Consider the following 23,556-nt stretch of genomic DNA (forward strand, 5'->3'; position numbering starts at 1 on the left):
TCAGGTCGGATTGTCGGCGTTGTACCTGTCGATGACCTCGCCGATCGGCCCGTCCAGCACCAGCGCATGATCCCGGATGTAGAGGCCGCGCGTGCAGAAACGACGCAGGTCCCTCTCGTTGTGACTGACGAAGAACAGCGTCCGTCCCTCGGCCAGCAGCTCGTCGATCCTGCGATAGCACTTCGCGCGGAATGCGCGGTCGCCCACGGCGAGCACCTCGTCCACGAGGAGGATCGGCTCGTCCAGCTGCGAGACCACGGAGAACGCCAGGCGCACCTTCATGCCGTTGGACAGGTGCTTGTAGGGCGTCTCCTGGAACTCCTCGAGTTCGGCGAAGGCGATGATGCCGTCGTAGCGACGTGCCACCTCGGCCTTCGACATGCCATGCAGCCCGGCGGTGAGGCGGACGTTCTCACGCACGGTGAGGTCGCCGACGAAGCCTCCCGTGAGCTCGATCAGCGGCGCCACCCCCGCGTTGACCTGCACGCTGCCCTCGTCGGGCAGCAGCACCCCGGCTACCAGTTTCAGAAGCGTCGACTTGCCCTGTCCGTTGCGTCCGACCACGCCGATCGACTCGCCCGGGCGAACACGGAAGGAGACATCGCGCAGCGCCCAGAACTCCCCAGGGCGCGTGCGCCGCGAGGCGTCTGCGAAGAGATCCTTGATGCTGCGACGGCCGCGGCGATTGCGGCGGAAGCGCACGCCGAGTCCCGCCACCTCGATAGCGGTCTCGTCGGTCAGCGCCTCCATCACAGCTCCTTCAGCAGCGGACGCTCGAGCCTGCGGAACATCAGGGCCCCGAGCGCCAGGAACACCAGGCACATGGCCGCCGAGACGAGCACGGCGGACGGATCCCACGTCTCGGGGAAGAAGCCGACGCGATACAGCGTGAAGATCCCCGCCAGCGGGTTGAAGGCCATCACGGAGGTCAGCCCGCCCGGCAGGTCGGCAAGGCCGTAGATCACGGGCGACCCGTAGAAGAGCGCGCGCAGGATCAGACGCGTGGTGCGCTCGAGGTCGGTGAACAGCACGCACAGCGGCGCGACCAGGAGCCCGAGGCCCACCAGAAGCACGGCCTGCAGCAGCACACCGAGCGGAAAGAGCAGGATGGCCCAGTTCACCTCGGCGCCGGCGAACACCGCGAACAGCACAAGGACCGGCAACGCGAACAGGAACTCGAGTCCCTTGCTCAGCACGATCCGGTTCACCCAGATCGAGCGCGGGATCGCGGTGGAGCGCACGAGCTTCGCGTCCTTGTTGAACGCGCGGGTGAAATCGGTCACGGCGGCGTTGAACCAGACCCAGGCGAGCAGTCCGGAGATGAGGAAGACGATGTACGGCTCCTCGCCCACGGAGTCGCGATGGAAGACGACCGTGAAGACGAACCAGTAGATGCCGCTCATGACGAGCGGATCCAGCACCGACCACAGGTACCCCAGCCAGCTGGTGGCATAGCGGACCTTCAGATCGCGCGCAGAGAGCAGCCACAGCGAGTGGAGGTACCGCCGGGGTGTCCCCGGGGCTCCGATCGTGTGACTGCCCGTGTCGGCGTGGCCCGTCATGGCAGGTTCGCCCCGCTCAGCCGTTGAGGTGGTTGTTCCACAGCGACAGCGCCGACCCGATGGCCATGTGCATGTCGAGGTACTGGTACGTGCCGAGGCGTCCGCCGAAGTGCACGTCCTTCTCGCCCTTCTGCAGCTCGCGGTAGGCGAGCAGACCCGAGCGGTCATCGGTCGAGTTGACGGGGTAGTACGGCTCGTCGTCGCGGGTGGCGAAGCGCGAGAACTCGCGCATGATGACCGTCTTGTCGGTCGGGTAGAGATCCTTGCGCTCCGGGTGGAAGTGCTTGAACTCGTGGATGCGCGTGTACGGCACGTCGGGGTCGGGGTAGTTCATGACGGAGGTGCCCTGGAAGTCGCCGACGCTCAGGACCTCCTCCTCGAAGTCCAGCGTGCGCCACGACAGCTCGCCCTCGGCGTAGTCGAAGTAGCGGTCGACGGGGCCCGTGTAGACGATCGGCACCTGGCCGACGAGCGCCTTCTTGTTCAGCGGCTGCGACTCGTCGAAGAAGTCGACGTTCAGCTTCACGTCGATGTTCGGGTGGTCGGCCATGCGCTCGATCCACGCGGTGTAGCCGTCGGTCGGCAGGCCCTCCCACGTGTCGTTGAAGTAGCGGTTGTCGTAGTTGTAGCGCACGGGCAGGCGGCTGATGATGTCGGCCGACAGCTTCTCGGGCTCGGTCTGCCACTGCTTGGCGGTGTAGTGCGAGAAGAACGCGTCGAACAGGGGGCGCCCGACGAGCGCCACACCCTTCTCGACGAAGTTCTGGGCCGTGGCCACGTCGTACTCGCCGGCCTGCTCGCGCACCAGCGCGCGGGCCTCGTCGGGCGTGAGCGCCTTGCCGAAGAACTGGTTGATGGTGTGCAGGTTCACCGGGAGCGAGAACACCTGGTCGTTGTGCGTCGAGTAGACGCGGTGCACGTAGTTCGTGAAGGTCGTGAACCGGTTGACGTACTCCCACACCGTCGCGTTCGAGGTGTGGAACAGGTGCGCGCCGTAGCGGTGCACCTCGATGCCGGTGATCGGCTCGTTCTCGCTGTACGCGTTGCCGCCGATGTGGTGGCGGCGGTCGATGACGGTCACCTTGCGGCCGGCGTTCGCCGCGCGCTCCGCGATGGTGAGTCCGAAGAAACCGGAGCCGACGACAAGCAGATCCATACGTGTACACGCCTTCACATGGGGAACAGGTCCGCCGCGGCCTGAGCGGCGACGCCCCATCCTATCCAGGCGCCATTGGTAGTCTGATGAGCGCATGAGCGCGCCTGAGAACCCCGAGACCGAGCCCGCCCGGGACCCAGACCTCCCCGGCGGCGCTGAGCAGGCGATCGGCGGCGGCACCGCCGAGGCCGGCCCCCTGCTGAGACTGATCAAGGACCGCCGCGTCGCGTTCCTGGTCGTCGGCGGCCTGAACACGGGGATCGGCTTCGTCTGGTTCATCCTCTTCTCGGTGCTGTTCGAGCGGATCTGGCCCGACGGGGGCTGGCACATCTTCCTCACGATCACGTGCGCGCACCTGTTCAGCACCATCTCCGCGTTCGTGCTGTACCGGAAGCTCGTCTTCCGCGTGCACGGGCACCTGTGGCTCGACTTCTGGCGGTTCCAGCTCGTCTACCTGTCGTCGTTCCTGCTCAACCAGCTTGTGGTGCCGACCCTCAAGCTGGGGCTCGGGATGGACCCGATCCTGGCCCAGTTCCTCTTCACCTTCGTGATCGCGCTGATCAGCTACGTCGGCCACAGCCGCTTCTCGTTCCGCCGGAAGGAGGGGTCATGACCTCCCCCACGCCCCGCACGCCGACGCTGAGCGTCGTCGTCCCCGCCTACAACAACGCGCGCACGCTCGCCGAGACGCTCCGCTCGATCCTGGATCAGGACGTGGCGGGGATGGAGGTGATCGTCGCCGACCACGCGTCCGCCGACGACACGCTCGAGGTGATGCGCTCGTTCGCGGACGACCCGCGCGTCACCCTGCTCGAGACCGAGGCAGGCGGCGGCGCCGGGCGCAACTGGAACCGGGTGACCGAGGCGGCGCGCGGCACCTACCTGAAGCTCGTGTGCGGCGACGACGTGCTGCGCCCGGGTGTGCTGGCGCGCCAGGTCGAGCTCCTCGACACCACCGGCGCCGTCATGACCGCCTGCCGCCGCGACCTCATCGACGCGTCCGGGGCGGTGCTGCTGCCCGCGTGGGGTCTGCGCGGGCTCGGACGGCGCATGCCCGGCGCCGAGGCCGTGCGCCGCGCGGTGCGCGCGGGCTCGAACCTCTTCGGCGAGCCGGCCTCCGTGATGATGCGCCGCGACGTCCTCTCGCGCACGGGCGGCTGGAACGACCGCTTCTCGTACTTCATCGACCAGTCCACGTACACGCGTGTGCTGTTCGAGGGCGACTTCGTGCCCGACCCCGAGGTCGGCGCCACGTTCCGCATGAGCGACGCGCAGTGGAGCGTCGCTCTCGCCTCGCGTCAGGCCGCCGAGGCCCGCGAGTACCACGCCTGGGTGCGCGAGACGCACCCGGAGCACTTGTCGGCTCTCGACCGCCGCATCGGAGATCTCCGCGCCGCCCTGATGTCCCGGGCACGGCGGCTCTCCTATCGTCTACTCAAGAGGAGGATGCGATGACCGACGCCTACGTCCATCGGATCAGTGTCGTGATCCCCGTCTACCAGGGTGAGCGCACCCTGGACGCGGTGATCTCCGAGCTGGAGCCGATGACCGTGCCGTTCGCGACCCCCGGGGGGCGTCTCGCCCGCGTCACCGAGGTGATCCTCTCGTACGACCGCGGCCCGGACCGCTCGGCCGAGGTGATCCGCCGCCTGGCCGATACCCACGAGTGGGTCTCCCCCGTCTGGCTCAGCCGCAACTTCGGCCAGCACGCCGCGACCCTCGCCGGCATGGCGAGCTCGGGCGGCGACTGGCTGGTCACGATGGACGAGGACGGGCAGCACGACCCGACCGACATCGGCGGAATGCTGGATGTCGCGCTCGACGAGCAGGCCGACCTGGTCTACGCCCGCCCGCTGAACCGGCCGCCGCACGGCGCGATCCGCAATGCCGCCTCGAAGGCGTCCAAGCGCATCCTCGAGACGGTGTTCTCGGGCGGCAGCGCCAGCGAGTTCAACAGCTTCCGCCTGGTGCTGGGCGAGATCGGCCGCAGCGTGGCCGCGTACGCCGGCACGGGCGTGTACCTCGACGTGGCGCTGTCCTGGATCGCCGCGCGCACCCGGACCGCACCGGTGACCCTGCGCGAGGAGGGCGACCGCCGCTCGGGTTACTCGTTCCGCCGCCTGTTCGGGCACTTCTGGCGCATGGTGCTGACCTCCGGCACCCGGGGCCTGCGTCTGGTGACGTACGCCGGCACCACCGTGTTCCTCATCGGCGTCGTGTACTCGATCTATCTCCTCGTCGCACGGTCGGTGGGCATCGTGAACGAGCCCGGCTGGACGTCGCTCATGGTCGTGCTGCTGCTCGGAATCGGCGTGGTGCTCGTCGCGCTCGGCGTCATCGCCGAGTACCTCGGTGTGGCCGTGAGCACCGCCCTGGGCAAGCCCTCGTACCTCATCGTCCGCGACCCGTCCTCGGGCCCGCTCTCGCACGTCGAGCGCTCGACGCCCGTCAGGACGGCTCCCCGAGAGTGACCCCCCGGCGCTGGATCATCGGCCGCGGCCTGCTCGGGCGCGCGGTCGCACGGTCCCGCGCCGACGAGCCGTTCACGGCGCCGGTCCCCTGGGACGATCCCGCCGCGGCCGTCGCGGCGCTGTCCGAGGCGCTGACCCGCTTCGTCGACGCCTCCGGATCGGATCCGCTCGAGATCTTCTGGACGGCCGGGAAGGCCGTCACCTCCACGCCGATCGAGCGGGTGATGGTCGAGGTGGACGTGTTCCGCGGCTTCCTCGGCGCGCTCGGCGCGCTGCCCGAGGCCGTCCGCGACCGCGTCACGGTGATCCTCGCCTCCTCCGTGGGCGGCGCGTACGCCGCGGCGCTGGAGCCGCCCTTCACCGAGGCGACCCCGGTGGCGCCGGGCTCCCCGTACGGCGAGGGCAAGCTCGCGATGGAGGCCGCCCTGCGCGAGGCGACCGAGGCCGGGCGCTGGCGCGCCGCCATCGCCCGCATCACGAACCTCTACGGCCCCGGCCAGGACATGTCCAAGGGCCAGGGCCTCATCTCGGTGCTGGTGCGCGCGCACCTCACCGACACGGCCGCCGCGATCTACGTGCCGCTCGACACCCTCCGCGACTACGTCTACGAGGACGACGCCGCCCGGATCCTCTCGGCGATGGCCACCCGGGCGGCCGACACCGCGCCGGGCACCACGACCCTGAAGATCGTCGGGCGCGGCGGAGCCGTCTCGATCGGCGCGCTGATCAGCGAGCTGAACCGCCTGCGCCGCCGCCGCGGCACCATCATGCTCGGCGGCGGAGGCGACGCGCGGGGGCAGTCGCTGGATCTGCGGGTGCGCTCGCGCGTCTGGCCCGACCTCGACGGCCTGGCGCGCACCACGCTCCCCGAGGGGCTGAGCCGCATCTTCCAGGCGCAGCTCTTCGGCGCCGCCAACCCCCGCTGAGCCGCGTCAGGACGCGACGGGCTCCTTCTCGCGACGACGTCGGATCCCGAGGGCGAACCAGACGGTCCACCCCAGCGCGATCACACCGGCGGTGATCGCCGATCCGAGCTCGAGGGTCCATCCGGGCGGGCGGAACTCGACGCGGATGTCGTGCCCCTCGTCCGAGGCCCCGACGTCGAGGGTCAGCAGGAACCCGCGCTCGGGCTCGCCCAGGCGCGCGCCGGTCGTCGTGTAGCCCGGCCAGGCCAGGCGGCTGAAGACGATCTGCCCGCCCTCATCGCCGACCTGGTCGACGTGCACGGTGACACCGAGGTCGTCCCGCGAGACGACGGACGCCTCGACGCCGGGCGACGTGCGGGCGATGCCGCCGGCGCGATCCATCGGCTCGTCGCGGGTCAGCAGCCAGGTGTACTCGCGCGACTGCACCGACCATCCCGCGGGCACATCAGGCTCGTCCTCGAAGCCCGGCGACTTGAGCACCACCACGGTGTTGAGGGCCATGTCGTCGGCGATCGAGACCGGGTCCTCCTCGAACAGCGGCTCGAGCGCGGTGGTGCAGGTCCATCCGCGGATCTCGATGCACAGCGGGCTCGACAGCGACTCGAACAGCAGCACGGTGTAGACGCTGGATGCGTCCTTCCCGGTCAGGTACCAGAGGTTCGCGAGGAGGGCCTCGTCGTAGGCCTCGGGATGCACGCGCAGCCAGTTGCCGTCGCCGACGAGCATGATCCCGTGGTCCATCGGCTCGGCCACGGCCTTCATGTCGGCCACGGACGACGGCACGTTGAAGTTGCCGAGCGGCGGTCCGGGGTGGCGCTGGATCTGCGGGGCGAGGACGACCAGCGACGCGCAGAGCAGGAAGGCCGCGACGACCTTCGCGCTTCGCTGCCATCGCTCCAGCGCCTTCAGCGGCAGGAACGCGACGACGATCGCCACCGCCTGCAGGACCACGGCGATCGCGATCCCCGACCACGACTGCGGGTGCTCGGCCCAGGCGAACCAGCCCGAGAGCGCGGTCAGCACCACGGCCGCGATCACACGAGGCCGGCTGACCCGCTCCGGCAGATGCCGCGACGCCATCACGGCGAGGATCACCGCGAACGGCAGCACGGCGTACGGCAGCATGCGCACCGGGTAGCGCAGGGGCCCGATGACGCTCGGGCCGAGCACGATCGCCAGGCTCAGGCCGAGCATGATCAGCGGCATCGCGAGGGAGCGCAGCGAGCGGCGCCACGCCACGAGCGGGAACAGCACCAGCAGGGGAAGCAGCCACGAGGTGTACTGGATGGGGGTGTACGGGAAGTCGCCCCAGTATCCGCGCACCGAGCTCAGCGCCGTCGGGATGGCCGAGGTGGCGAGGTCGCCGAGGTCGACGCCCAGATAGAGGTCGTTCGTGAGCGACGAGGTCTTGCGGATCGTCACCGGCGCGGTGAGCAGGCCCGGCAGGAAGACGAAGGCCGCCAGGAGGGCCGTGTAGGCCCCGAGCACCAGCACGCGCAGCGCCTGCGGGCGCTGCCGACGGGTCAGCGCCAGCACCAGCCAGGCGAGGAGCAGGAAGGCGAGCTCGATCACGCCGAACACGTAGCCGAACGTGACCAGGACGTAGGTGAACAGGAAGAACGGGATCGGGCTGCGACCGTCATCGACATGACGCTTCAGCGCCCACCAGGCGAGCGAGAACAGCGCGAGGTTCTGCAGGCCCGTCACCCAGGACGGCGCATCCATGAACATGGTCTGCCCGCTCGTGCTCGCCACGAACCCCGCGATGGCGGCCCACCACGGCGTCGCGCCGTACGAGCGCGCCAGCAGGTACGCGCCGGTGCACAGGAGGACGAGGAAGACGATCTTCACCGCCGTGGCGAACACGGTCGCGCCGAGACCCGCATGGGTCCCCAGCGCGATCAGCCAGACGACGGGGTTCCAGATCCCCCACTGGCCCTCGGCGAGGTAGTTGCCGCCCTGCCAGGCGCCAGGGCTCAGGATCGTGACGCTGCCGTCGAGGATCCGCGATCCGAGCGCGTACCACTGGCCGAAGGCACCGAGCTGCGTGTCATCCCAGAAGAAGTAGCGCGGCTCCTGCACGATCCGCGCCCCCGCGTGGACGAGCACCGCGAGCACCGATGCCAGATACCAGAAGAGGGGTCGATCGGTGATCCGGCGGGTACTCTGCACGCTCCGAGGCTATCAACGCCCGCCGACAGCACCCCGCGGAGAACCTCGTTCCCCGCCGGAGGACCGCGCACTGCAACAATGGTCGGGTGAAGGGCATCATCCTCGCCGGTGGTTCGGGCACTCGTCTGCATCCGATCACCCTGGGCGTCTCCAAGCAGCTCGTCCCGGTGTTCGACAAGCCGATGATCTATTACCCGTTGTCGACGCTGATGCTGGCGGGGATCACGGAGATCCTGATCATCACGACCCCGCATGATGCGGCGGCGTTCGAGCGGCTGCTGGGCGATGGGTCGCAGTTCGGGGTGTCGATCACGTTCGCGGTGCAGCCGTCGCCGGATGGGCTGGCGCAGGCGTTCACGATCGGGGCGGATTTCATCGGCTCGGACAAGGTCGCCCTGGTCCTGGGGGACAACCTGCTGTACGGGCCGGGGCTGGGCAGTCAGCTGAAGCGGTATGCGGATGTGGATGGCGGGGCGGTGTTCGCGTACTGGGTGGCGGAGCCGTCCGCGTACGGTGTGGTGGAGTTCGACGGGGAGGGGAAGGCGATCTCCCTGGAGGAGAAGCCGGCCGTCCCGAAGTCGAACTACGCGGTGCCGGGGCTGTACTTCTACGACAACGACGTGGTGGAGATCGCCCGGAACCTGGCTCCCTCGGCGCGGGGGGAGTACGAGATCACGGATGTGAACGCCGAGTACCTGCGGCGCGGGAAGCTGCAGGTGGAGGTCCTCCCCCGCGGCACGGCGTGGCTGGACACCGGCACGTTCGATCAGATGACCGACGCGTCGGACTATGTGCGCACGATGGAGCGCCGCACGGGGTTGAAGATCGGCGCGCCCGAGGAGGTGGCGTGGCGGTCCGGGTTCCTCACCGATGAGCAGCTGCGTGAGCGGGCGGGGAAGCTCGTGAAGTCCGGGTACGGGACGTACCTGCTGGAGATGCTGGAGCGTGGGCGCTGATGTCGAATCTTGTTGTGACCGGTGGGGCCGGGTTCATCGGCTCCAACTTCGTGCACCACCTCGTGGAGCACACCGACCACCACGTGACCGTGCTGGACAAGCTCACCTATGCCGGGAACCGCGCCTCCCTGGAGGGGCTGCCGGAGAATCGGGTGAGGTTCGTGCAGGGCGACATCGCCGATGCCGAGCTGGTGGACACCCTGTTCCGGGACGCCGATGCGGTGGTGCACTACGCGGCCGAGTCGCACAACGACAACTCCCTCGATGACCCGCGGCCGTTCCTGGACACCAACATCATCGGCACGTACACGCTGCTGGAGGCCGCGCGCCGTCACGACGTGCGCCTGCACCACATCTCCACCGACGAGGTCTACGGCGACCTGGAGCTGGATGATCCGGAGCGGTTCACCGAGAACACCCCCTACAACCCCTCCTCCCCGTACTCCTCCACCAAGGCCGGCTCGGACCTGCTGGTGCGGGCGTGGGTGCGGTCGTTCGGGGTGCGCGCGACGATCAGCAACTGCTCCAACAACTACGGCCCCTACCAGCACGTGGAGAAGTTCATCCCCCGCCAGATCACCAACGTGATCCGCGGCATCCGCCCCAAGCTGTACGGCACCGGCGAGAACGTGCGCGACTGGATCCACGCCGATGACCACTCCTCCGCCGTCCTCACCATCCTCGAGTCCGGCCGGATCGGGGAGACCTACCTGATCGGCGCCGACGGGGAGCAGAACAACAAGGACGTCGTCGAGCTGATCCTGGAGCTGATGGGACAGGACCGCGACGCGTACGACCTGGTCACCGACCGCCCCGGTCACGACCTGCGCTACGCCATCGACTCCACCAAGCTGCGCCGCGAGCTCGGTTGGGCCCCCCGGTTCCAGGACTTCCGCTCCGGCCTTGCCGCCACCATCGACTGGTACCGCGCCCATGAGGGGTGGTGGGCCCCGGCCAAGGACGCCACCGAGGCCTTCTACGCCTCGAAGGGGCAGTGACCACCGGATGACGACCAACGCAGGACCGGGGTCGCTGGCGGTCACCCCCACGCCCATCGACGGCATGGTGTTGTTCGACCTGCCCGTCCACGGCGATGCGCGCGGCTGGTTCAAGGAGAACTGGCAGCGCGAGAAGATGACGGCCCTGGGGCTGGCGGATTTCGGGCCCGTGCAGAACAACATCTCCTTCAACGCCGAACCCGGCGTCACCCGGGGCCTGCACGCCGAACCGTGGGACAAGTGGGTCTCCGTCGCCACCGGGCGTGTGTTCGGGGCGTGGGTGGACCTGCGTGAAGGCCCCGGGTTCGGGACGGTGTTCACCGCCGAGCTCGACCCGTCCAAGGCGATCTTCGTGCCCCGCGGCGTCGCCAACGGGTTCCAGACCCTCGAGCCCGCCACCGCCTACACCTACCTCGTCAACGACCACTGGTCCCCCGACGCGTCGTACTCGTTCGTGAACCTCGCCGACCCCACCGCCGCGATCGCCTGGCCCATCCCGCTGGCCGAAGCGGAGATCTCCGACAAGGACCGCGAGCACCCGCGCCTGCAGGACGCCACCCCGATCCTGCCCCGCAAGGTCCTCGTCGTCGGCGCCGGCGGGCAGCTCGGCCGCGCCCTCGCCGCCGAATACGGCCACGCCGCCCACATCGACTACGCCGACCGCGCCGACCTCGACCTCACCGACCCGGGCCTTCCCACCGCGCGCCACTGGCGCGACTACGGCGTGATCATCAACGCCGCCGCCTACACCGCCGTCGACGAGGCCGAGACCCCCACCGGACGCACCGACGCCTGGTCCGCCAACGTCACCGGCCCCGCCGCCCTGGCCCGCATCGCCACCGCCCACGGCATCACCCTCGTGCAGGTCTCCACCGACTACGTCTTCGACGGCACCGCCCCCCGCCCCTACCGGGAAGACGACCCCGTCTCCCCCCTGGGCGTCTACGCGCAGACCAAAGCCGCCGCCGACGCCGCCGTGCAGACCACACCCCGCCACTACGTGGTCCGCACCTCCTGGGTCATCGGCGACGGCCACAACTTCGTGCGCACCATGGCATCCCTCGCCCAGCGCGGCATCAACCCGACCGTGGTCGACGACCAGACCGGGCGCCTCACCTTCACCACCGACCTGGCCCGCGGCATCCGGCACCTGATCGACTCCCACGCACCATTCGGCGTCTACAACCTCACCGGCTCCGGCGAGCCCCGCACCTGGGCGCAGATCGCCGCACGGGTCTTCGAGCTCACCGGACACGACCCCGCCCGAGTCACCCCCGTCAGCACCGACGCCTACTACGCCGGCAAGAGCGGCATCGCCCCGCGCCCCGCGAACAGCGTGCTCGACCTCACCAAGATCCAGGCCACCGGATTCGCACCCGCCGACCAGGACACATCCCTCACCGCCTACCTCGCCTGACACACCCCGCAGAGTGCGGCGCCTCAGGCGAGGCGGTTGTCAACGACAGACGGCGTGGTCGACCACTCCGCGGCCCAGCACAGCCGGTCCGCCAAGGAGCAGCTGCGATCCGGTTCCCCACGTGACGAGCGCGCTGGACGCCGACGACGAGATGCAGTTCGAATCGGCGAGCACCAGCGGACGCTTCACTCTCCCGGCGAAGGCGGCGCCGGCGAGAGCGTCGGCGTAGTCGACGCCGGTTGCGAACACCACGGCCGGGGCCTTCGAATAGATGCCGCGGTTCACGGCCGTCGAGGTGTCGTAGCGATCGTCGCCTGCCAGTCGCTTGACGGGTGCGAGCTTCGCGAACTGCGCCTGGATTCCCGAGGACACGGCTCCCGGGCCGCCCGCGATGCGGATCTCCTTGGGCTTCAGCGCGCCGATCAGCTTGGCCGTGGCGGAATCCGCGGCCGACCGGGTGCCGTCCACGAGCACCACGGGCGCCCCCGCCGCGCCGGCTGCCGCCGAGGCGCTCAGTGCGTCCGGGAAGTCCTGGCCCGTGGCCACGTAGGCGACCGGGGCGCCGGCGCCGAAGGCCCGCTGGTTCACGATGCGGGACGTCGCATAGCGGTCAGCTCCCGCGTCACGGCGGATGTTGGGCTGGATCTTCGCCAGCAGCGCGTAGACGCCGGCGTTGACCGCCCCCGTGCCTCCGACCACAACGATCCTCTTGGGCTTCAGGCGGATCAGGGCATCGCGCACCGACTGCGGCAGGCGGTTGGGCTCCACCAGCAGAAGCGGTCCGCCGGCCTTCGCGGCGGCGGGTGCGGCGCTCAGCGCGTCGGCGAAGCCCTCGCCGCTCGCGACGTAGGCGACAGATACTCCGGCGCTGTACTTCTCGCTGATCCTGGCAGACGTCTCGAATCGATCGGCGCCGTAGATGCGCGAGGTCGCGAGGGTGCGCGGCGAACCGAACCAGACCGTGAAGTAGTTGTAGAAGTTGCGATTGCCGTAAGACGAGCAGGAGTCGCCGGTGCCGGTGCCCGCCGCCAGCGAGGCGGCGTTCGGCTGGTACGGCGTGTAGTAGTACAGACCGGCCGTGGCCTTGTTCTGCACGTAGACGCCGGACGAGCCGCACGAGGTATTCGGGTGATACCGGATGCTGCGGGTGCCGCCGGGCGCGTACCAGGTGAAGTAGCTGCTCTTGCCGTAGATCTGCATCTGGCGCGCGGCGCCGTAGACCTGGTTGAAGAACCCGTAGTAGAGCTTGTCGCACGCCGCGGTGTCGGGGCAGCCCATGCCCATGGCGATCGTGTAGCGGAACGTGCTCGGCCAGACGTGGGTGACGAGTCCCTGCTCCTTCTGGAGCATGACCAGCAGCACCTGCGGGTTGACGCCGCAGGCCTGGGCGACCTTGTAGATGATCCGTGCGGCGTCTTCGTTCGCCCCGCCGGCGTACCTGCTGCAGTACGCGTCGGCCGCACGGGTGGGGGTGGTCTCGCGGTACATCTCGAGGCAGGTGTAGCCGGACTGGCAGGTGGCGACCTTGCTGTCGATGAACGACCTGATGCCCTTCTCGGACATCGAAGCCCTGTTTCCGAACACCGAATCGCTGATGATGTCGCCCGCGACGAAGCCGACGACGGGAGCGGCCTGAACGATCGCTCCCTTGGGGCGGACGAGCTTCAGCCGCGCGCCCGCGGCGCCGTCCACGGAGCCGGACGTCCCCGCCTCCGGATAGGGGGCGCCACCCGGATCGGCGACATCGAGCGTCTCGTCGCCGCCCAGGTCCTTCTCCGCGAGGCCGGGAGCCTCGGCGGGAGCCTGATCGCGCTGCATCGAGACCTTCGCGACGGGGGGCGCCGCGTCCTCGGCGGGGGAGTTCACCTCCGGCGCGGGAGCCGGCGAGGCGCTCGGGGTCGGCGTCGCGCTCGGGGTGGCGGCGGGAGTCGAGGTGGGCTGAGGCTCTGCGTCTGCGCCCTCGCCCCCCGGCGTCTCCGTGGGCTCGGGGACCGCGGTGGGCGTCGCCTCGGGGGTCGGAGGCGACGTCGCGGCGGTCGCGGCCGTCGCCGGCAGGAGCCCCGCGATCAGCGCGACCGTGGCGGCGACCGTCAGCAGGGTCCGCGCCGAACGGCCTCTCGGGCGGAACGCGGGCGCGGTCGACTGCGCGCGGGGGGAGATACGCATGTCAATCAGTGTGACAGATGTCAATAGTCTGTAAACCTCCGCTCCCACCCTCCAGAACCCGGATGGCTGGCCGGCTCCGTCCATCTCGTGGTCCTCTCCCGTTCACCGCGCCTTGCCACCATGTGCCGGTGAGGATCAGTGTCTTCGGCTGCGGGTATCTCGGTGCGGTACATGCGGCGGCGATGGCCTCGCTCGGGCATGAGGTGGTGGGCATCGATCCCGACGCTGCGAAGATCGCCCTCCTGTCCTCCGGGCGCACCCCCTTCTTCGAACCCGGTCTGCCGGAACTCCTCACCGCCGGGCTGGCGCGGGGCCGCCTGCGATTCACGACGGATCCGTCCGAAGCGGCGGCCGCCGATGTGCACTTCGTCGGCGTCGGCACGCCCCAGCGCAAGGACGGCACGGGCGCCGACCTCACGTATGTCGATCAGGCGATCGCGGATCTGCTCCCCTATCTCAGGCACGGCGCGCTGGTCGTCGGGAAGTCGACGGTGCCCGTGGGCACGGCGGCGCGGCTGGCGAAGATCGTCGGCGCCGTCGGAGCGCGGCTGGCGTGGAACCCGGAGTTCCTGCGCGAAGGCTACGCCGTGAAGGACACGATCGAACCGGACCGCCTCGTCTACGGACTCGACGCCGCGACCGCAGAGCAGGACGCTGCGCTTCTGGATGAGGTCTACGCCTCGGCCATCGCGCACGACACCCCCCGGATCGTGACGGACTACGCGACGTCCGAGCTCGTGAAGGTCGCGGCCAACTCCTTCCTGGCCACGAAGATCAGCTTCATCAACGCCATGGCCGAGATCGCCGAGGTCGTCGGGGGCGATGTCACCCAGCTCGCCGACGCCCTCGGACACGACACACGCATCGGACGCCGGTTCCTCAACGCAGGAGTGGGGTTCGGTGGAGGCTGCCTGCCCAAGGACATCCGCGCCTTCGCAGCGCGCGCGGAGGAGCTCGGCCGGGGAGACTCGGTGGCGTTCCTCAAGCAGGTCGACGAGATCAACCTCCGCCGCCGCCAGCACATGGTGGATCGAGTGGTCGACTCGTTCGGCGGGATCGTTCACGGCCGCAGGGTGGCCGTGCTCGGGCTGGCCTTCAAACCGTTCAGCGACGACGTGCGCGACTCCCCCGCGCTCGACATCGCGGTGCGCCTGAACGGGCTGGGCGCCGAGGTGATGTCGCACGATCCCGAAGCCATCCCCAACTCCCGTCGGCTGCACCCGCAGCTCACCTACACCGAGGACCTCGACGAGGCACTCGAGGGCGCGGAGGCCGTTGTCCTCGTCACCGAGTGGAACGTCTACCGCGGGCTCGATCCGGTCGCCACCGCCGCGAAAGTCGCGCGCCCCGTCATCTTCGACGGACGCAACGTGCTGGATCCCCCCGCCTGGCGCGCCGCGGGCTGGACCTGCACCGGCATGGGTCGCTGAGCCTCGAGCGCTTCTGCCGGCGCTGATCCTCACCGTCGACGCGAAAGGCCCCGGATCGCTCCGGGGCCTTTCTGCTGCGACGATCGTCAGCCGGCGGTGCCGACGACGATGCGCGGGGTGCCGGCCCAGAGGGCGGCGTCCGTGGCGTTGCGGCCGTCGACCAGGAGCTTCACGCCGGGGATGTCGGTCGGGGCGATGGTCTTGTAGTCGGCGTGGTCAGTCTGCAGGATCGCCAGCTCGGCGGCGTCGCCGAGCGTGTAGGGCTCGAAGCCCAGGGCTCGCAGCTCGTCGTCCGAGTAGATCGTGTCGTGCACGAGCACCTTGGCGCCGCGCGCCTTCAGCGCCTCGACGGTCGGGAAGACGCCCGAGAAGGCGGTCTCCTTCACGCCGCCGCGGTAGGCCGCTCCGAGAACCACGGCGCGACGCCCCGTGAGATCGCCGAGGATGCCCTCCGCCTGGGCGACGAGGCGCTCCGGCATGGACGCGTTCAACTGACGGGCGACGCGCACGATGTCGGCATCCGGATCCGTCGACAGGTACAGACGCGGGTACACCGGGATGCAGTGGCCACCCACAGCGATGCCGGGGCGGTGGATGTGGCTGTAGGGCTGCGAGTTGCACGCCTCGATCACCTTGTACACGTCGATGCCGTGCGACGCGGCGAAGAGGCCGAACTGGTTGGCGAGCCCGATGTTCACGTCGCGGTATGTCGTCTCGGCGAGCTTGGCCATCTCGGAGGCCTCGGTCGACCCCAGGTCCCAGACGCCGTTGGCGCGCGGAAGATCGGTGCGCTCGTCGAACTGCAGCACGGCCTCGTAGAACTCGCGCGCACGTCGGTTGCCCTCCTCCGAGAGGCCGCCGATGAGCTTGGGGTACTTGCGGAGGTCCTCGAACACCCGGCCCGTGAGAACGCGCTCGGGCGAGTACACGACGTGGAAGTCGACGCCCTCGACGAGGCCCGACCCCTCCTCGAGCATCGGCTTCCAGCGGGTGCGGGTCGTGCCGACCGGCAGCGTGGTCTCGTACGACACCAGGGTGCCGGGGGTGAGGTGCTCGGCCAGCGACTTCGTCGCCGCATCCATGTACCGGAAGTCGGGATCCCACGTCTCGTCGTTCACGAAGACCGGCGCGACCAGGACGACCGCGTCGGCACCCGGAATGGCCTCGGCGTAGTCGGTGGTGGCCTTCAGCGTGCCCGCGGGGATCAGCTCGGCCAGCTTCTCCTGCAGGTCCGCCTCGCCCGGGAACGGCTCGATGCCCGCGTTGATCGTGTCGACGGCCTTCTGGTTGACGTCGACGCCGATCACGTCGTGACCGGATGAGGCGAACTGGACGGCGAGAGGAAGGCCGATCTTTCCGAGGGCCACGACAGCGATGCGCATGGTCTCCATCCTAGGCGGGGCTGAGAGCCCGGCTGCCGTGCGCCTCCGCCCGCGTCCTACGAGGTGATGCCGCGGTACTCGAGGTGGATGTGGTCGCACGTGTCGGGGAACTGCACCCACCCGGACGGCATCGTGATCGGGCTCGTTCCGCGGCAGTTGCTCTGGCCGAGCCCCGCGGGCGCCGGCAGAGCGGACAGCAGCACGGAGATGAGCGCGCGCTCCTCGGGGGTGCGTCCTCCCGTCGCCGTGACGCCGTTGATGGTGCGGATGTCGATCGCGTGACCGCCGCCTCGCATGTAGTGATAGCTGTTCTCGCCGATGCCCGAGGTCGCATCGCCCACGCAGAAGCGGTTGATCGACCAGAGGGTGAGGCGGAAGCCGCGGTCGACCACCGCTGTGCGCAGGGCCGAGAGGATCGCCGGGTCGATCCTGCATTCGCGGACCGCGCCGTTGATCACGTGCGTGCGCACCGCGCCGGTGGCGTAGGCGCGGAGCTGCTCGTACGGCTCGCCGCCGGCGGTGATGCGCCCCGTGCTGAGGATCGCCTGCGCGGTCTTCTGCTGCGCGGCGGTGACGGCGGGCACGGAGCTTCCGACGCTGCACGGTGTGCCGTCCTGCACGCCGTCGCCCAGCACAGCGGCGCCGCCGAAGAGCCAGCGGTGCGCGGGCTGCCACTTCTTGACGAGGTCGAGGGTGGCGGTCGGCAGGCACGCACGCGGCGTCACGAGAAGCGGGGCCTCGCGGCGACCGGAGAAGGCCGCTCCCGACAGCGCGTCGGCGAAGTCGGTGCCGACCGCGAAGCTCACCTCGGTCGCCGTCGGGAAGGCGTGCTTGCCGATCGCCACCGACGTCAGGTACCGGTCGGCACCTGCGAGCCGTACGACGGGGGCGACCGCCCCCAGCTGGGTGGCGACGCCCGCGGTGACCGCTCCGGTGCCGCCGACGACGCGGATCTGCTTCGAGCCGAGCGAGCTGACGAGGCTGCGAGTGGCCGCGTCGATCGAGGTCTTGGCGCCGTCGACCAGCACCACGGCGCCCCCGAGGCTGCCCGCCGCCGCCGACGCGCTGAGGGCATCGGGGAACGCGCGCCCGGTGGCGACGTAGGTCGCGGCCGCACCCTTCGGGAACGCGCGCAGGTTGACGATGCGCGAGGTCGCATAGCGATCGGCGCCGGCATCGCGACGGATGTTCGGCTGGATCGCCGCGAGTTGCTGGTAGACGGCCGCGGACACGGCGCCGACGCCGCCCACCACAACGATCTTCTGCGGCTTCAGCCGACGCAGCTCATCGGCCACGACCGCGGGCAGCGCGTTCGTCCCCGTGAGCAGCAGCGGACCGCCCTGCGCCGCGGCGGCGGGTGCGGCGCTCAGCGCATCCGCGAACGAGGTGCCGGTGACGACATAGGCGACAGGGACCTTGGGGGCGTAGTTCCAGGAGATCTTCGCCGAGGTGGCGTAGCGGTCGGCGCCGCCGAGCCTCGTCACCTCGCCGGGGAGCGCCGCGAACGCCGGGGAGCCGATGCCGAGAACCGCAAGAGCGGCGATCATGACGGCCGCGACGATTCGTTTCACCTGTGGACCATATACCGGCGCCGGTGCCTGCGCCCGCGACTGTCCCAGCCGCGCCTTCCTCATCCCGCGCGCCGCAGCAGCTCGGCGACGACGCGCTCGGCCGCGTGGCCGTCGCCGTACGGGGCGGCGTCGGTGTCGGCGGGGCGGGCGCGGGTGACACCGGCAGTGATCTCGGCGGCGGTGTTCGCGAGCACGTTCCAGCCCAGCTGGACCGTCTCGACCCACTCCGTCTCGGTGCGCACGGTGGTGCAGGGCACCCGCAGCAGGAAGGCCTCCTTCTGCAGGCCGCCCGAGTCGGTGACGACACCGGCGCTGTCGAGCACGGCCGCGAGCAGGTCGGCGTATGCGAGCGGGGCGTGCACCTGCAGGGTGCCCTGCGCGAGGTCGATGCCGTGCGCGGCGGCCTTCGCGACGACACGCGGGTGCGCGAGCAGGATCACCGGCTTGTCGAGCGAGGCGAGGGCTCCGGCGATCTCGGCGAGGCGAGCCGGATCATCCGTGCTCTCCGCGCGGTGGATGGTGGAGACGTAGAACGAGCCGGGCTCGAGGCCGAGCTCCTGCGCGAGCCTCGAGGGGCCCTCGGGCAGACCGTCGCGCTGCTCGAAGAGCACGTCGGTCATGACGTCGCCGACGAGCACGGTGCGCGCCGCGAGACCCTCGGTGGCGAGATGGTCGACGGCGACCTGGGTCGGGGCGAGCAGCAGGTCGGCGGCGTGATCGGTCATCACGCGGTTGTGCTCCTCGGGCATCCGGCGGTTGAAGCTGCGCAGGCCGGCCTCGAGGTGCGCGACCGGGATGTGCATCTTCACGGCGCTGAGCGCGGCCGCGATCGTGGAATTCGTGTCGCCGTAGACGAGCACCCAGTCCGGGCGGTGCTCGTCGAAGACCGCGTCGAGCGCGCCGAGCATGGCGCCGGTCTGCACGCCGTGGGATCCGGATCCGACCCCCAGATGCACGTCGGGCGCCGAGATCCCGAGCTCGGTGAAGAAGACGTCCGAGAGCATCGGGTCGTAGTGCTGACCGGTGTGCACGATGACGTGCTCGACGCCGGCGGCACGCGCCGCCTTGTCGATCGGAGCGAGCTTGACGAACTGGGGGCGGGCGCCCACGACGCTGACGATCTTCACGTTCGCCGAGTCTACGTGGGCCCCGCGCGGGCCCCGTGCGTCTCAGGCGCCGAGCAGGCGGCGGAGGATGCCGCGGGCGACGTCGCGCTCGTGATCGAAGCTCAGCGCCCTGGCCGAGGCGTGCGCGTTGGCCTTGTATCGGGCGACGTCGGCGGCGGTGAGCGTCTCGAGGCTGGCGGCGCTCGCCTCGACGGTGAAGTCGCGCGCCACGACACCGAGGTCGTGCTCCTTCAGCACGCTCACCATCTCGACCGTGGGGCCGATCGCGACGGCGAGGCGGGCCTGCACGTAGTCGAACAGCTTGTTCGGCAGGGTGAGGCGCGCGTTGGTGTGCACCGGCGGGATCCAGAAGACGCCCACGTCATACGCGTTGAGCGTGCGGGGAAGGTCGCCGGGCGCCACCGGGTCGTTGAAGCGGATGCGCTCGTCACCGCCCGCGCGGGCTCGCAGCTCGCCGAGGTACTTCCCGCCGTCCGCCGCGGGCACCAGGTAAAGGTCCAGGGTGAAGCGCTCGTCGAGCCGCTTCACCGCGTCGATCATCAGCTCGAGGTTGCGGCCGTGCACGGCTCCTCCCGAGTGCACGAGCCGGATCCGGTCATCCGGCACGGCGGTGGGCTCGAGGTCGGCGAACGGCGCGGCGTTGCGCATCACCTCGGGGCGCACCCCGAAGTCGCGCTCGTAGAGCTTCGCGATCTCCCCGCCGACGGTCGTCACGGCCGCGGCGCGAGGCAGGTATCGACGGCACAGGTGCACCATGAAGGGAGCCACGAGCAGCTTCCACGCGAGCACGTGGGTGCGCTCCTCGGGAGCCCACTCGTGCATGTCGGCCCACACCGGGGCATCGCCTGCGAGCTCGAAGGCGAGCGCCAGCACCCGGGCGTCGTTCGCGACGACGAGGTCGAAGCTCTCCCCCGCCAGCGCCCGGTGCGCGAAGGCGACGCCGGGGGCGGCGAGCTCGACCGAGCGATGCGCGAGCAGTCCGAGTCGCAGCACGCCGAAGGGCGTCTGGGGCAGCGAGAGCCTGTCATCGGGCACCCGCACGTGCCGTGCCACCCCGGGCGGGGTCTCGCCGTAGCCGACGGTCGTGACGTCACCGAACTCGGTGAGCACGCTCAGCTGGCGCAGTACCCGCGCATCGCGCTCGATGGGCGACAGCGAGATGCAGAGGATCCGGGCGCGCGACACGGGAACACAGTCTACGCAGGCGCCCGCCGCTACCATCGACGAGTGAACTCCCTCCCCACCGGGGCGCCCGTGCGCCTCAACGCCATCACCGGCCTGCGGTGGTGGGCGGCGTTCGCGGTGTTCGCACATCACTTCATGAACCTCGCGCCGCTGCCGCCGATCGTCGCCGGCTACGCGAAGTTCGGCTCGCTCGGAGTGACGTTCTTCTTCGTGCTCAGCGGGTTCGTGCTCACCTGGTCGTGGAGCGAGCGCACCGACCGCGGCACCTTCTACTTCCGCCGCTTCGCGCGGATCTACCCGCTTCACCTGCTGGCCCTGCTGCTGGCGATCCCCGTGTTCTACCGGGTGGTCGCCGATCCGGACAGCCCGTGGATCAAGCCGCTCGACATCGGCATCCTGCTGCTCAGCCTGGTGGTGCTGCAGGGCTGGTCGCGCGACCCCACGGTGCTGTTCTCCGGGAACCCCGCCGCATGGACGCTCACGGTCGAGGCGTTCTTCTACGCCATGCACCCGTTCGCGATCGCGCCCCTGCGCCGCCTGCGCCTGCGCGGCACGCTGATCGTCGCGGTCTCGGTGGTGGCTCTCGCCTTCCTCTTCCGCGCCCTGATCATCGCCGTGCCGGCGACGGGGCTCGGCGGCTGGCCCTGGCCGCTGGCCCACTTCCACGAGTTCGCCCTCGGCATGTGCATCGCGTGGGCGTATCGCCTCGGCTGGCGCCTGCGCCTGTCGCCGTGGATCTGGATCGGGCTGCTGTTCGCGTACGCCTCGCTGCTGCTGGTCCTGCGCCGCCCCGAGACGCAGGCGATCGCCAACCTCGCGGGTGGCTACGTCACCGAGATCGTCACGGTCCTGTTCGCCCTCCTGATCGCGAGCGTCGCGACGCTCGACATCGAGGGGCGCAGCGGCTGGGCAGCGAGCCGCCCGCTGGTCGCCCTCGGCGAATGGTCGTTCGCCTTCTACCTCGTCCACGCGACGCTGATCTATCCGATCCGCGAGATCTTCGGCTACCAGAACGCGGGCTACTGGCGCAGCGCGTTCTGGCTCGTCGTCACCCTCGCTCTGTCCATCCTCGTCTCGTGGCTGCTGCACGCCTTCGTCGAGAAGCCCGTCGAGAAGCGCCTGCGCGCGTGGCAGCAGAACCGCCGCGCCCGTCGGGCATCGGTGGCCGCCGAGGCCCTGCCCGTCGCCTGAACCGGCGCCCGGGGACGGACCGGGACCGCCGAATAGGATGGTCGGCATGCCCCCTCATCTGCTCTACGTCGCCTGGGGGTACCCGCCCTCGCGCGGCAGCGGCGTCTATCGCGCCTGGGCCACGGCCAACGAGTTCGCCCGTGCCGGCTGGCGCGTCACGGTGCTGACCGTGCCCCGCGAGACCTTCACGATGTCGACCGGCGTCGACCTCACCCTCGAGCAGTCGGTCGAGCCGAGCATCCGGATCGAGCGCGTGCCGTTCTCGTCGCCGGCCTTCGACACCGACCTGCGCGGTTGGTCCTGGGCGCGTGCCCACGTGCCCGAGCTGTGGAACGGCTGGTCGTACTGGCGAGGCCAGCGCTCCTTCCCCGAGAAGGGCTACGGCGGCTGGCGTCGCACGCTCGAGTCGGCGGCCCGCCGCATCCACAAGGTCGACCCCGTCGACCTTGTGATCGGCACCGCCAACCCGAACGTCGACTTCATCCCGGGCTGGACCCTGCACGCCGAGCACGGTGTGCCCTATGTCATGGACAACCGCGACGCCTGGTCGCTGGACATCTACTCGGGCCGCCGCATCGTCGACCGCCGCAGCCGCGCGGGCCGCTGGGAGCAGCGCCTGCTCGAGAAGGCGCACGAGGTCTGGTACGTCAACGACCCGATCCGCGAGTGGCACGCCGAGCAGTTCCCCGAGTCGGCGGAGCGGATGCACGTGGTGCAGAACGGCTACGACGTCGAGCTCGACCTGCCCGTCGCCGACGGCGAGCTGCCCCGGGCGTCGCTCACGTTCGGGTACATCGGCACCATCTCGGCCGCGATCCCCGTCGCCGAGCTCGTCGACGGCTGGCGCCGGGCCCGCGAGCGCTCGCCCCTCGTGGCGGCCTCGCGCCTGCACCTCTACGGCTACCTCAACCACCTCGGCATCCCGGGCGAGAACATGACGCGGGCCATGAGCGCGTTCGAGGAGAACGACATCCACTACCTCGGCCCTGTTCCGCGTGCCGAGGTCGGCCGGGTCTACGGCACGTTCGACGCGCTGGTGCTGACCTTCGGCGCCGGTCGCTACATCACCGGCGGCAAGGTGTACGAGTACGCCTCCACCGGCCTGCCGATCGTCTCGGTGCACGATCCGGTCAACGAGACCTCGCGCATCCTCGCCGACCACCCCGGCTGGCACGGGGCGGCGGGACTCGAGCCGGATCAGGTCGCGGACGCCATCATCGCGACGGCCGAGGACGCGGCGACGCAGACCGCGGCGGACCGCGGAGCCGTACGCGAATCGGCGCAGCGCTTCGCCCGCGGGGCCCAGCTGCAGCCGCGCATCCGGGCGCTGCGCGAGGCCGTCGAGGCCCGTGCGAAGGGATCGAAAGCATGAACCTCGTCATCATCGCCCCCTCGGGCGCCGTGCGCTCGGCGCTCGAGCGCCTGCCGCTGCGCGATGCCGACCAGGTCACGGTCATCTCCGCCGCGTCGCCCGACGTCGAGTCGACGGCGGTGCGCGCCCTGGTGTTCCCCGCCCCGCTCGGCCGGATCGGATCGGCGCTCGAGCGGGTGCTGGCCGCCAGCGTGATCGGCCGCAACCTGCAGCGCCTCACGCCGCTGGACGGCGGCCGTCGGATGGCCCGGGTGGCCCTGCGCAGCACCGCCGTGCGCGACGCGGTCGCCCAGGCCGACCTCGTGGCGGTGCTGGAGCGCGACGGCATCCTCACCGGGTGGAGGGCACGGCGTCGCTGGGCGCGCGAGGAGACCCCCGCGGTCTTCGGCGCGGCTCCGGCCGAGACGATCCTCAAGGGGATGCGCGCCGGCGCCTGACCGGATCGCGCCGGACGTCCGGCGCCCGGCCGTCGCC

Annotated in this window: 20 protein-coding genes; 11 read left to right on the top strand and 9 right to left on the bottom strand. The window is 70.3% G+C overall.

Annotated features, from left to right (window positions below):
• Genes ACOKGD_RS10815 through glf form a run of 3 tightly spaced genes read right to left on the bottom strand, consistent with a single transcriptional unit; the run spans position 1 to position 2,718 of the window.
• The gene (locus tag ACOKGD_RS10815; protein WP_342337328.1) at positions 1-750 is read right to left on the bottom strand and encodes an ABC transporter ATP-binding protein; all 750 of its coding nucleotides are present in this window, start codon (positions 748-750) and stop codon (positions 1-3) included.
• The gene (locus ACOKGD_RS10820; protein ID WP_342337329.1) at positions 750-1,562 is read right to left on the bottom strand and encodes an ABC transporter permease; all 813 of its coding nucleotides are present in this window, start codon (positions 1,560-1,562) and stop codon (positions 750-752) included. The genes ACOKGD_RS10815 and ACOKGD_RS10820 overlap by 1 nt, the downstream gene beginning before the upstream one ends.
• Positions 1,563-1,578: 16 nt before the next feature.
• Positions 1,579-2,718, bottom strand: a complete 1,140-nt coding sequence (gene glf, locus ACOKGD_RS10825; RefSeq protein ID WP_342337330.1) for a UDP-galactopyranose mutase — start codon at positions 2,716-2,718, stop codon at positions 1,579-1,581.
• A gap of 94 nt (positions 2,719-2,812) precedes the next feature.
• On the opposite strand from glf, the gene ACOKGD_RS10830 reads away from it, so the two are divergent.
• Genes ACOKGD_RS10830 through ACOKGD_RS10845 form a run of 4 tightly spaced genes read left to right on the top strand, consistent with a single transcriptional unit; the run spans position 2,813 to position 6,115 of the window.
• Entirely contained in the window at positions 2,813-3,331 is a 519-nt protein-coding gene (locus tag ACOKGD_RS10830; RefSeq protein ID WP_342337331.1) for a GtrA family protein, read from the top strand.
• Positions 3,328-4,173 (top strand): glycosyltransferase family 2 protein, encoded by an 846-nt coding sequence (locus ACOKGD_RS10835; protein ID WP_342337332.1) that lies wholly within the window; start codon positions 3,328-3,330, stop codon positions 4,171-4,173. Before ACOKGD_RS10830 ends, ACOKGD_RS10835 begins: the two co-directional genes overlap by 4 nt.
• Positions 4,170-5,189, top strand: coding sequence for a glycosyltransferase (locus tag ACOKGD_RS10840; protein WP_342337333.1), 1,020 nt, complete (start codon positions 4,170-4,172; stop codon positions 5,187-5,189). Before ACOKGD_RS10835 ends, ACOKGD_RS10840 begins: the two co-directional genes overlap by 4 nt.
• Positions 5,186-6,115, top strand: a complete 930-nt coding sequence (locus tag ACOKGD_RS10845) for an NAD-dependent epimerase/dehydratase family protein (protein WP_342337334.1) — start codon at positions 5,186-5,188, stop codon at positions 6,113-6,115. Before ACOKGD_RS10840 ends, ACOKGD_RS10845 begins: the two co-directional genes overlap by 4 nt.
• 6 nt (positions 6,116-6,121) lie before the next feature.
• Here the strand turns inward: ACOKGD_RS10845 and ACOKGD_RS10850 are convergent, their stop codons facing one another.
• Entirely contained in the window at positions 6,122-8,287 is a 2,166-nt protein-coding gene (locus tag ACOKGD_RS10850; protein ID WP_342337335.1) for a hypothetical protein, read from the bottom strand.
• An 86-nt stretch (positions 8,288-8,373) separates the two neighbouring features.
• On the opposite strand from ACOKGD_RS10850, the gene rfbA reads away from it, so the two are divergent.
• From rfbA to ACOKGD_RS10865, 3 genes are read left to right on the top strand one after another with little or no spacing between them, the layout of a single operon-like run.
• Complete coding sequence (rfbA, locus tag ACOKGD_RS10855; RefSeq protein WP_342337336.1) at positions 8,374-9,243, top strand: glucose-1-phosphate thymidylyltransferase RfbA; 870 nt, start codon at positions 8,374-8,376, stop codon at positions 9,241-9,243.
• Positions 9,243-10,241 carry a dTDP-glucose 4,6-dehydratase gene (gene rfbB / locus ACOKGD_RS10860; protein ID WP_342337337.1) on the top strand — a complete coding sequence of 333 codons (999 nt, stop codon included), beginning with the start codon at positions 9,243-9,245 and terminating at the stop codon, positions 10,239-10,241. The genes rfbA and rfbB overlap by 1 nt, the downstream gene beginning before the upstream one ends.
• Before the next feature lie 7 nt (positions 10,242-10,248).
• Positions 10,249-11,658: a bifunctional dTDP-4-dehydrorhamnose 3,5-epimerase family protein/NAD(P)-dependent oxidoreductase gene (locus ACOKGD_RS10865; protein WP_342337338.1), complete on the top strand. Its 1,410-nt coding sequence runs from the start codon at positions 10,249-10,251 to the stop codon at positions 11,656-11,658.
• Between the two features lie 39 nt (positions 11,659-11,697).
• Here the strand turns inward: ACOKGD_RS10865 and ACOKGD_RS10870 are convergent, their stop codons facing one another.
• Positions 11,698-13,824 (bottom strand): cell wall-binding repeat-containing protein, encoded by a 2,127-nt coding sequence (locus ACOKGD_RS10870; protein ID WP_342337339.1) that lies wholly within the window; start codon positions 13,822-13,824, stop codon positions 11,698-11,700.
• A 128-nt stretch (positions 13,825-13,952) separates the two neighbouring features.
• Between ACOKGD_RS10870 and ACOKGD_RS10875 the strand changes: the two genes are divergently transcribed.
• On the top strand, positions 13,953-15,254 hold the full coding sequence (locus ACOKGD_RS10875; protein ID WP_342337340.1) for a UDP-glucose dehydrogenase family protein: 1,302 nt from the start codon (positions 13,953-13,955) through the stop codon (positions 15,252-15,254).
• An 86-nt stretch (positions 15,255-15,340) separates the two neighbouring features.
• Here the strand turns inward: ACOKGD_RS10875 and ACOKGD_RS10880 are convergent, their stop codons facing one another.
• Genes ACOKGD_RS10880 through ACOKGD_RS10895 form a run of 4 tightly spaced genes read right to left on the bottom strand, consistent with a single transcriptional unit; the run spans position 15,341 to position 20,519 of the window.
• Entirely contained in the window at positions 15,341-16,636 is a 1,296-nt protein-coding gene (locus ACOKGD_RS10880) for a nucleotide sugar dehydrogenase (RefSeq protein WP_342337341.1), read from the bottom strand.
• 56 nt (positions 16,637-16,692) lie between these two features.
• A complete protein-coding gene (locus ACOKGD_RS10885; RefSeq protein ID WP_342337342.1) occupies positions 16,693-18,207 on the bottom strand; it encodes a cell wall-binding repeat-containing protein in 1,515 nt (504 codons plus the stop codon).
• 59 nt (positions 18,208-18,266) lie between these two features.
• On the bottom strand, positions 18,267-19,334 hold the full coding sequence (gene wecB / locus ACOKGD_RS10890; RefSeq protein ID WP_342337343.1) for a non-hydrolyzing UDP-N-acetylglucosamine 2-epimerase: 1,068 nt from the start codon (positions 19,332-19,334) through the stop codon (positions 18,267-18,269).
• Positions 19,335-19,376: 42 nt separating this feature from the next.
• Positions 19,377-20,519 carry a hypothetical protein gene (locus ACOKGD_RS10895; protein ID WP_342337344.1) on the bottom strand — a complete coding sequence of 381 codons (1,143 nt, stop codon included), beginning with the start codon at positions 20,517-20,519 and terminating at the stop codon, positions 19,377-19,379.
• 42 nt (positions 20,520-20,561) lie between these two features.
• On the opposite strand from ACOKGD_RS10895, the gene ACOKGD_RS10900 reads away from it, so the two are divergent.
• From ACOKGD_RS10900 to ACOKGD_RS10910, 3 genes are read left to right on the top strand one after another with little or no spacing between them, the layout of a single operon-like run.
• A complete protein-coding gene (locus ACOKGD_RS10900; RefSeq protein ID WP_342337345.1) occupies positions 20,562-21,710 on the top strand; it encodes an acyltransferase family protein in 1,149 nt (382 codons plus the stop codon).
• 46 nt (positions 21,711-21,756) lie between these two features.
• On the top strand, positions 21,757-23,082 hold the full coding sequence (locus tag ACOKGD_RS10905; protein WP_342337346.1) for a glycosyltransferase: 1,326 nt from the start codon (positions 21,757-21,759) through the stop codon (positions 23,080-23,082).
• Positions 23,079-23,519, top strand: a complete 441-nt coding sequence (locus ACOKGD_RS10910; RefSeq protein ID WP_342337347.1) for a hypothetical protein — start codon at positions 23,079-23,081, stop codon at positions 23,517-23,519. Before ACOKGD_RS10905 ends, ACOKGD_RS10910 begins: the two co-directional genes overlap by 4 nt.
• Positions 23,520-23,556 lie beyond the last annotated feature (37 nt).

This window comes from Microbacterium phosphatis (genome assembly GCF_049177115.1).
GTDB lineage: Bacteria > Actinomycetota > Actinomycetes > Actinomycetales > Microbacteriaceae > Microbacterium > Microbacterium phosphatis.

Bases quoted from the DNA above. Each gene is read 5' to 3' on its own strand.
- ACOKGD_RS10815 (WP_342337328.1), bottom strand. From the start codon at position 750: ATGGAGGCGCTGACCGACGAGACCGCTATCGAGGTGGCGGGACTCGGC.
- ACOKGD_RS10820 (WP_342337329.1), bottom strand. From the start codon at position 1,562: ATGACGGGCCACGCCGACACGGGCAGTCACACGATCGGAGCCCCGGGG.
- glf (WP_342337330.1), bottom strand. From the start codon at position 2,718: ATGGATCTGCTTGTCGTCGGCTCCGGTTTCTTCGGACTCACCATCGCG.
- ACOKGD_RS10830 (WP_342337331.1), top strand. From the start codon at position 2,813: ATGAGCGCGCCTGAGAACCCCGAGACCGAGCCCGCCCGGGACCCAGAC.
- ACOKGD_RS10835 (WP_342337332.1), top strand. From the start codon at position 3,328: ATGACCTCCCCCACGCCCCGCACGCCGACGCTGAGCGTCGTCGTCCCC.
- ACOKGD_RS10840 (WP_342337333.1), top strand. From the start codon at position 4,170: ATGACCGACGCCTACGTCCATCGGATCAGTGTCGTGATCCCCGTCTAC.
- rfbB (WP_342337337.1), top strand. From the start codon at position 9,243: ATGTCGAATCTTGTTGTGACCGGTGGGGCCGGGTTCATCGGCTCCAAC.
- ACOKGD_RS10865 (WP_342337338.1), top strand. From the start codon at position 10,249: ATGACGACCAACGCAGGACCGGGGTCGCTGGCGGTCACCCCCACGCCC.
- ACOKGD_RS10870 (WP_342337339.1), bottom strand. From the start codon at position 13,824: ATGCGTATCTCCCCCCGCGCGCAGTCGACCGCGCCCGCGTTCCGCCCG.
- ACOKGD_RS10880 (WP_342337341.1), bottom strand. From the start codon at position 16,636: ATGCGCATCGCTGTCGTGGCCCTCGGAAAGATCGGCCTTCCTCTCGCC.
- ACOKGD_RS10905 (WP_342337346.1), top strand. From the start codon at position 21,757: ATGCCCCCTCATCTGCTCTACGTCGCCTGGGGGTACCCGCCCTCGCGC.
- ACOKGD_RS10910 (WP_342337347.1), top strand. From the start codon at position 23,079: ATGAACCTCGTCATCATCGCCCCCTCGGGCGCCGTGCGCTCGGCGCTC.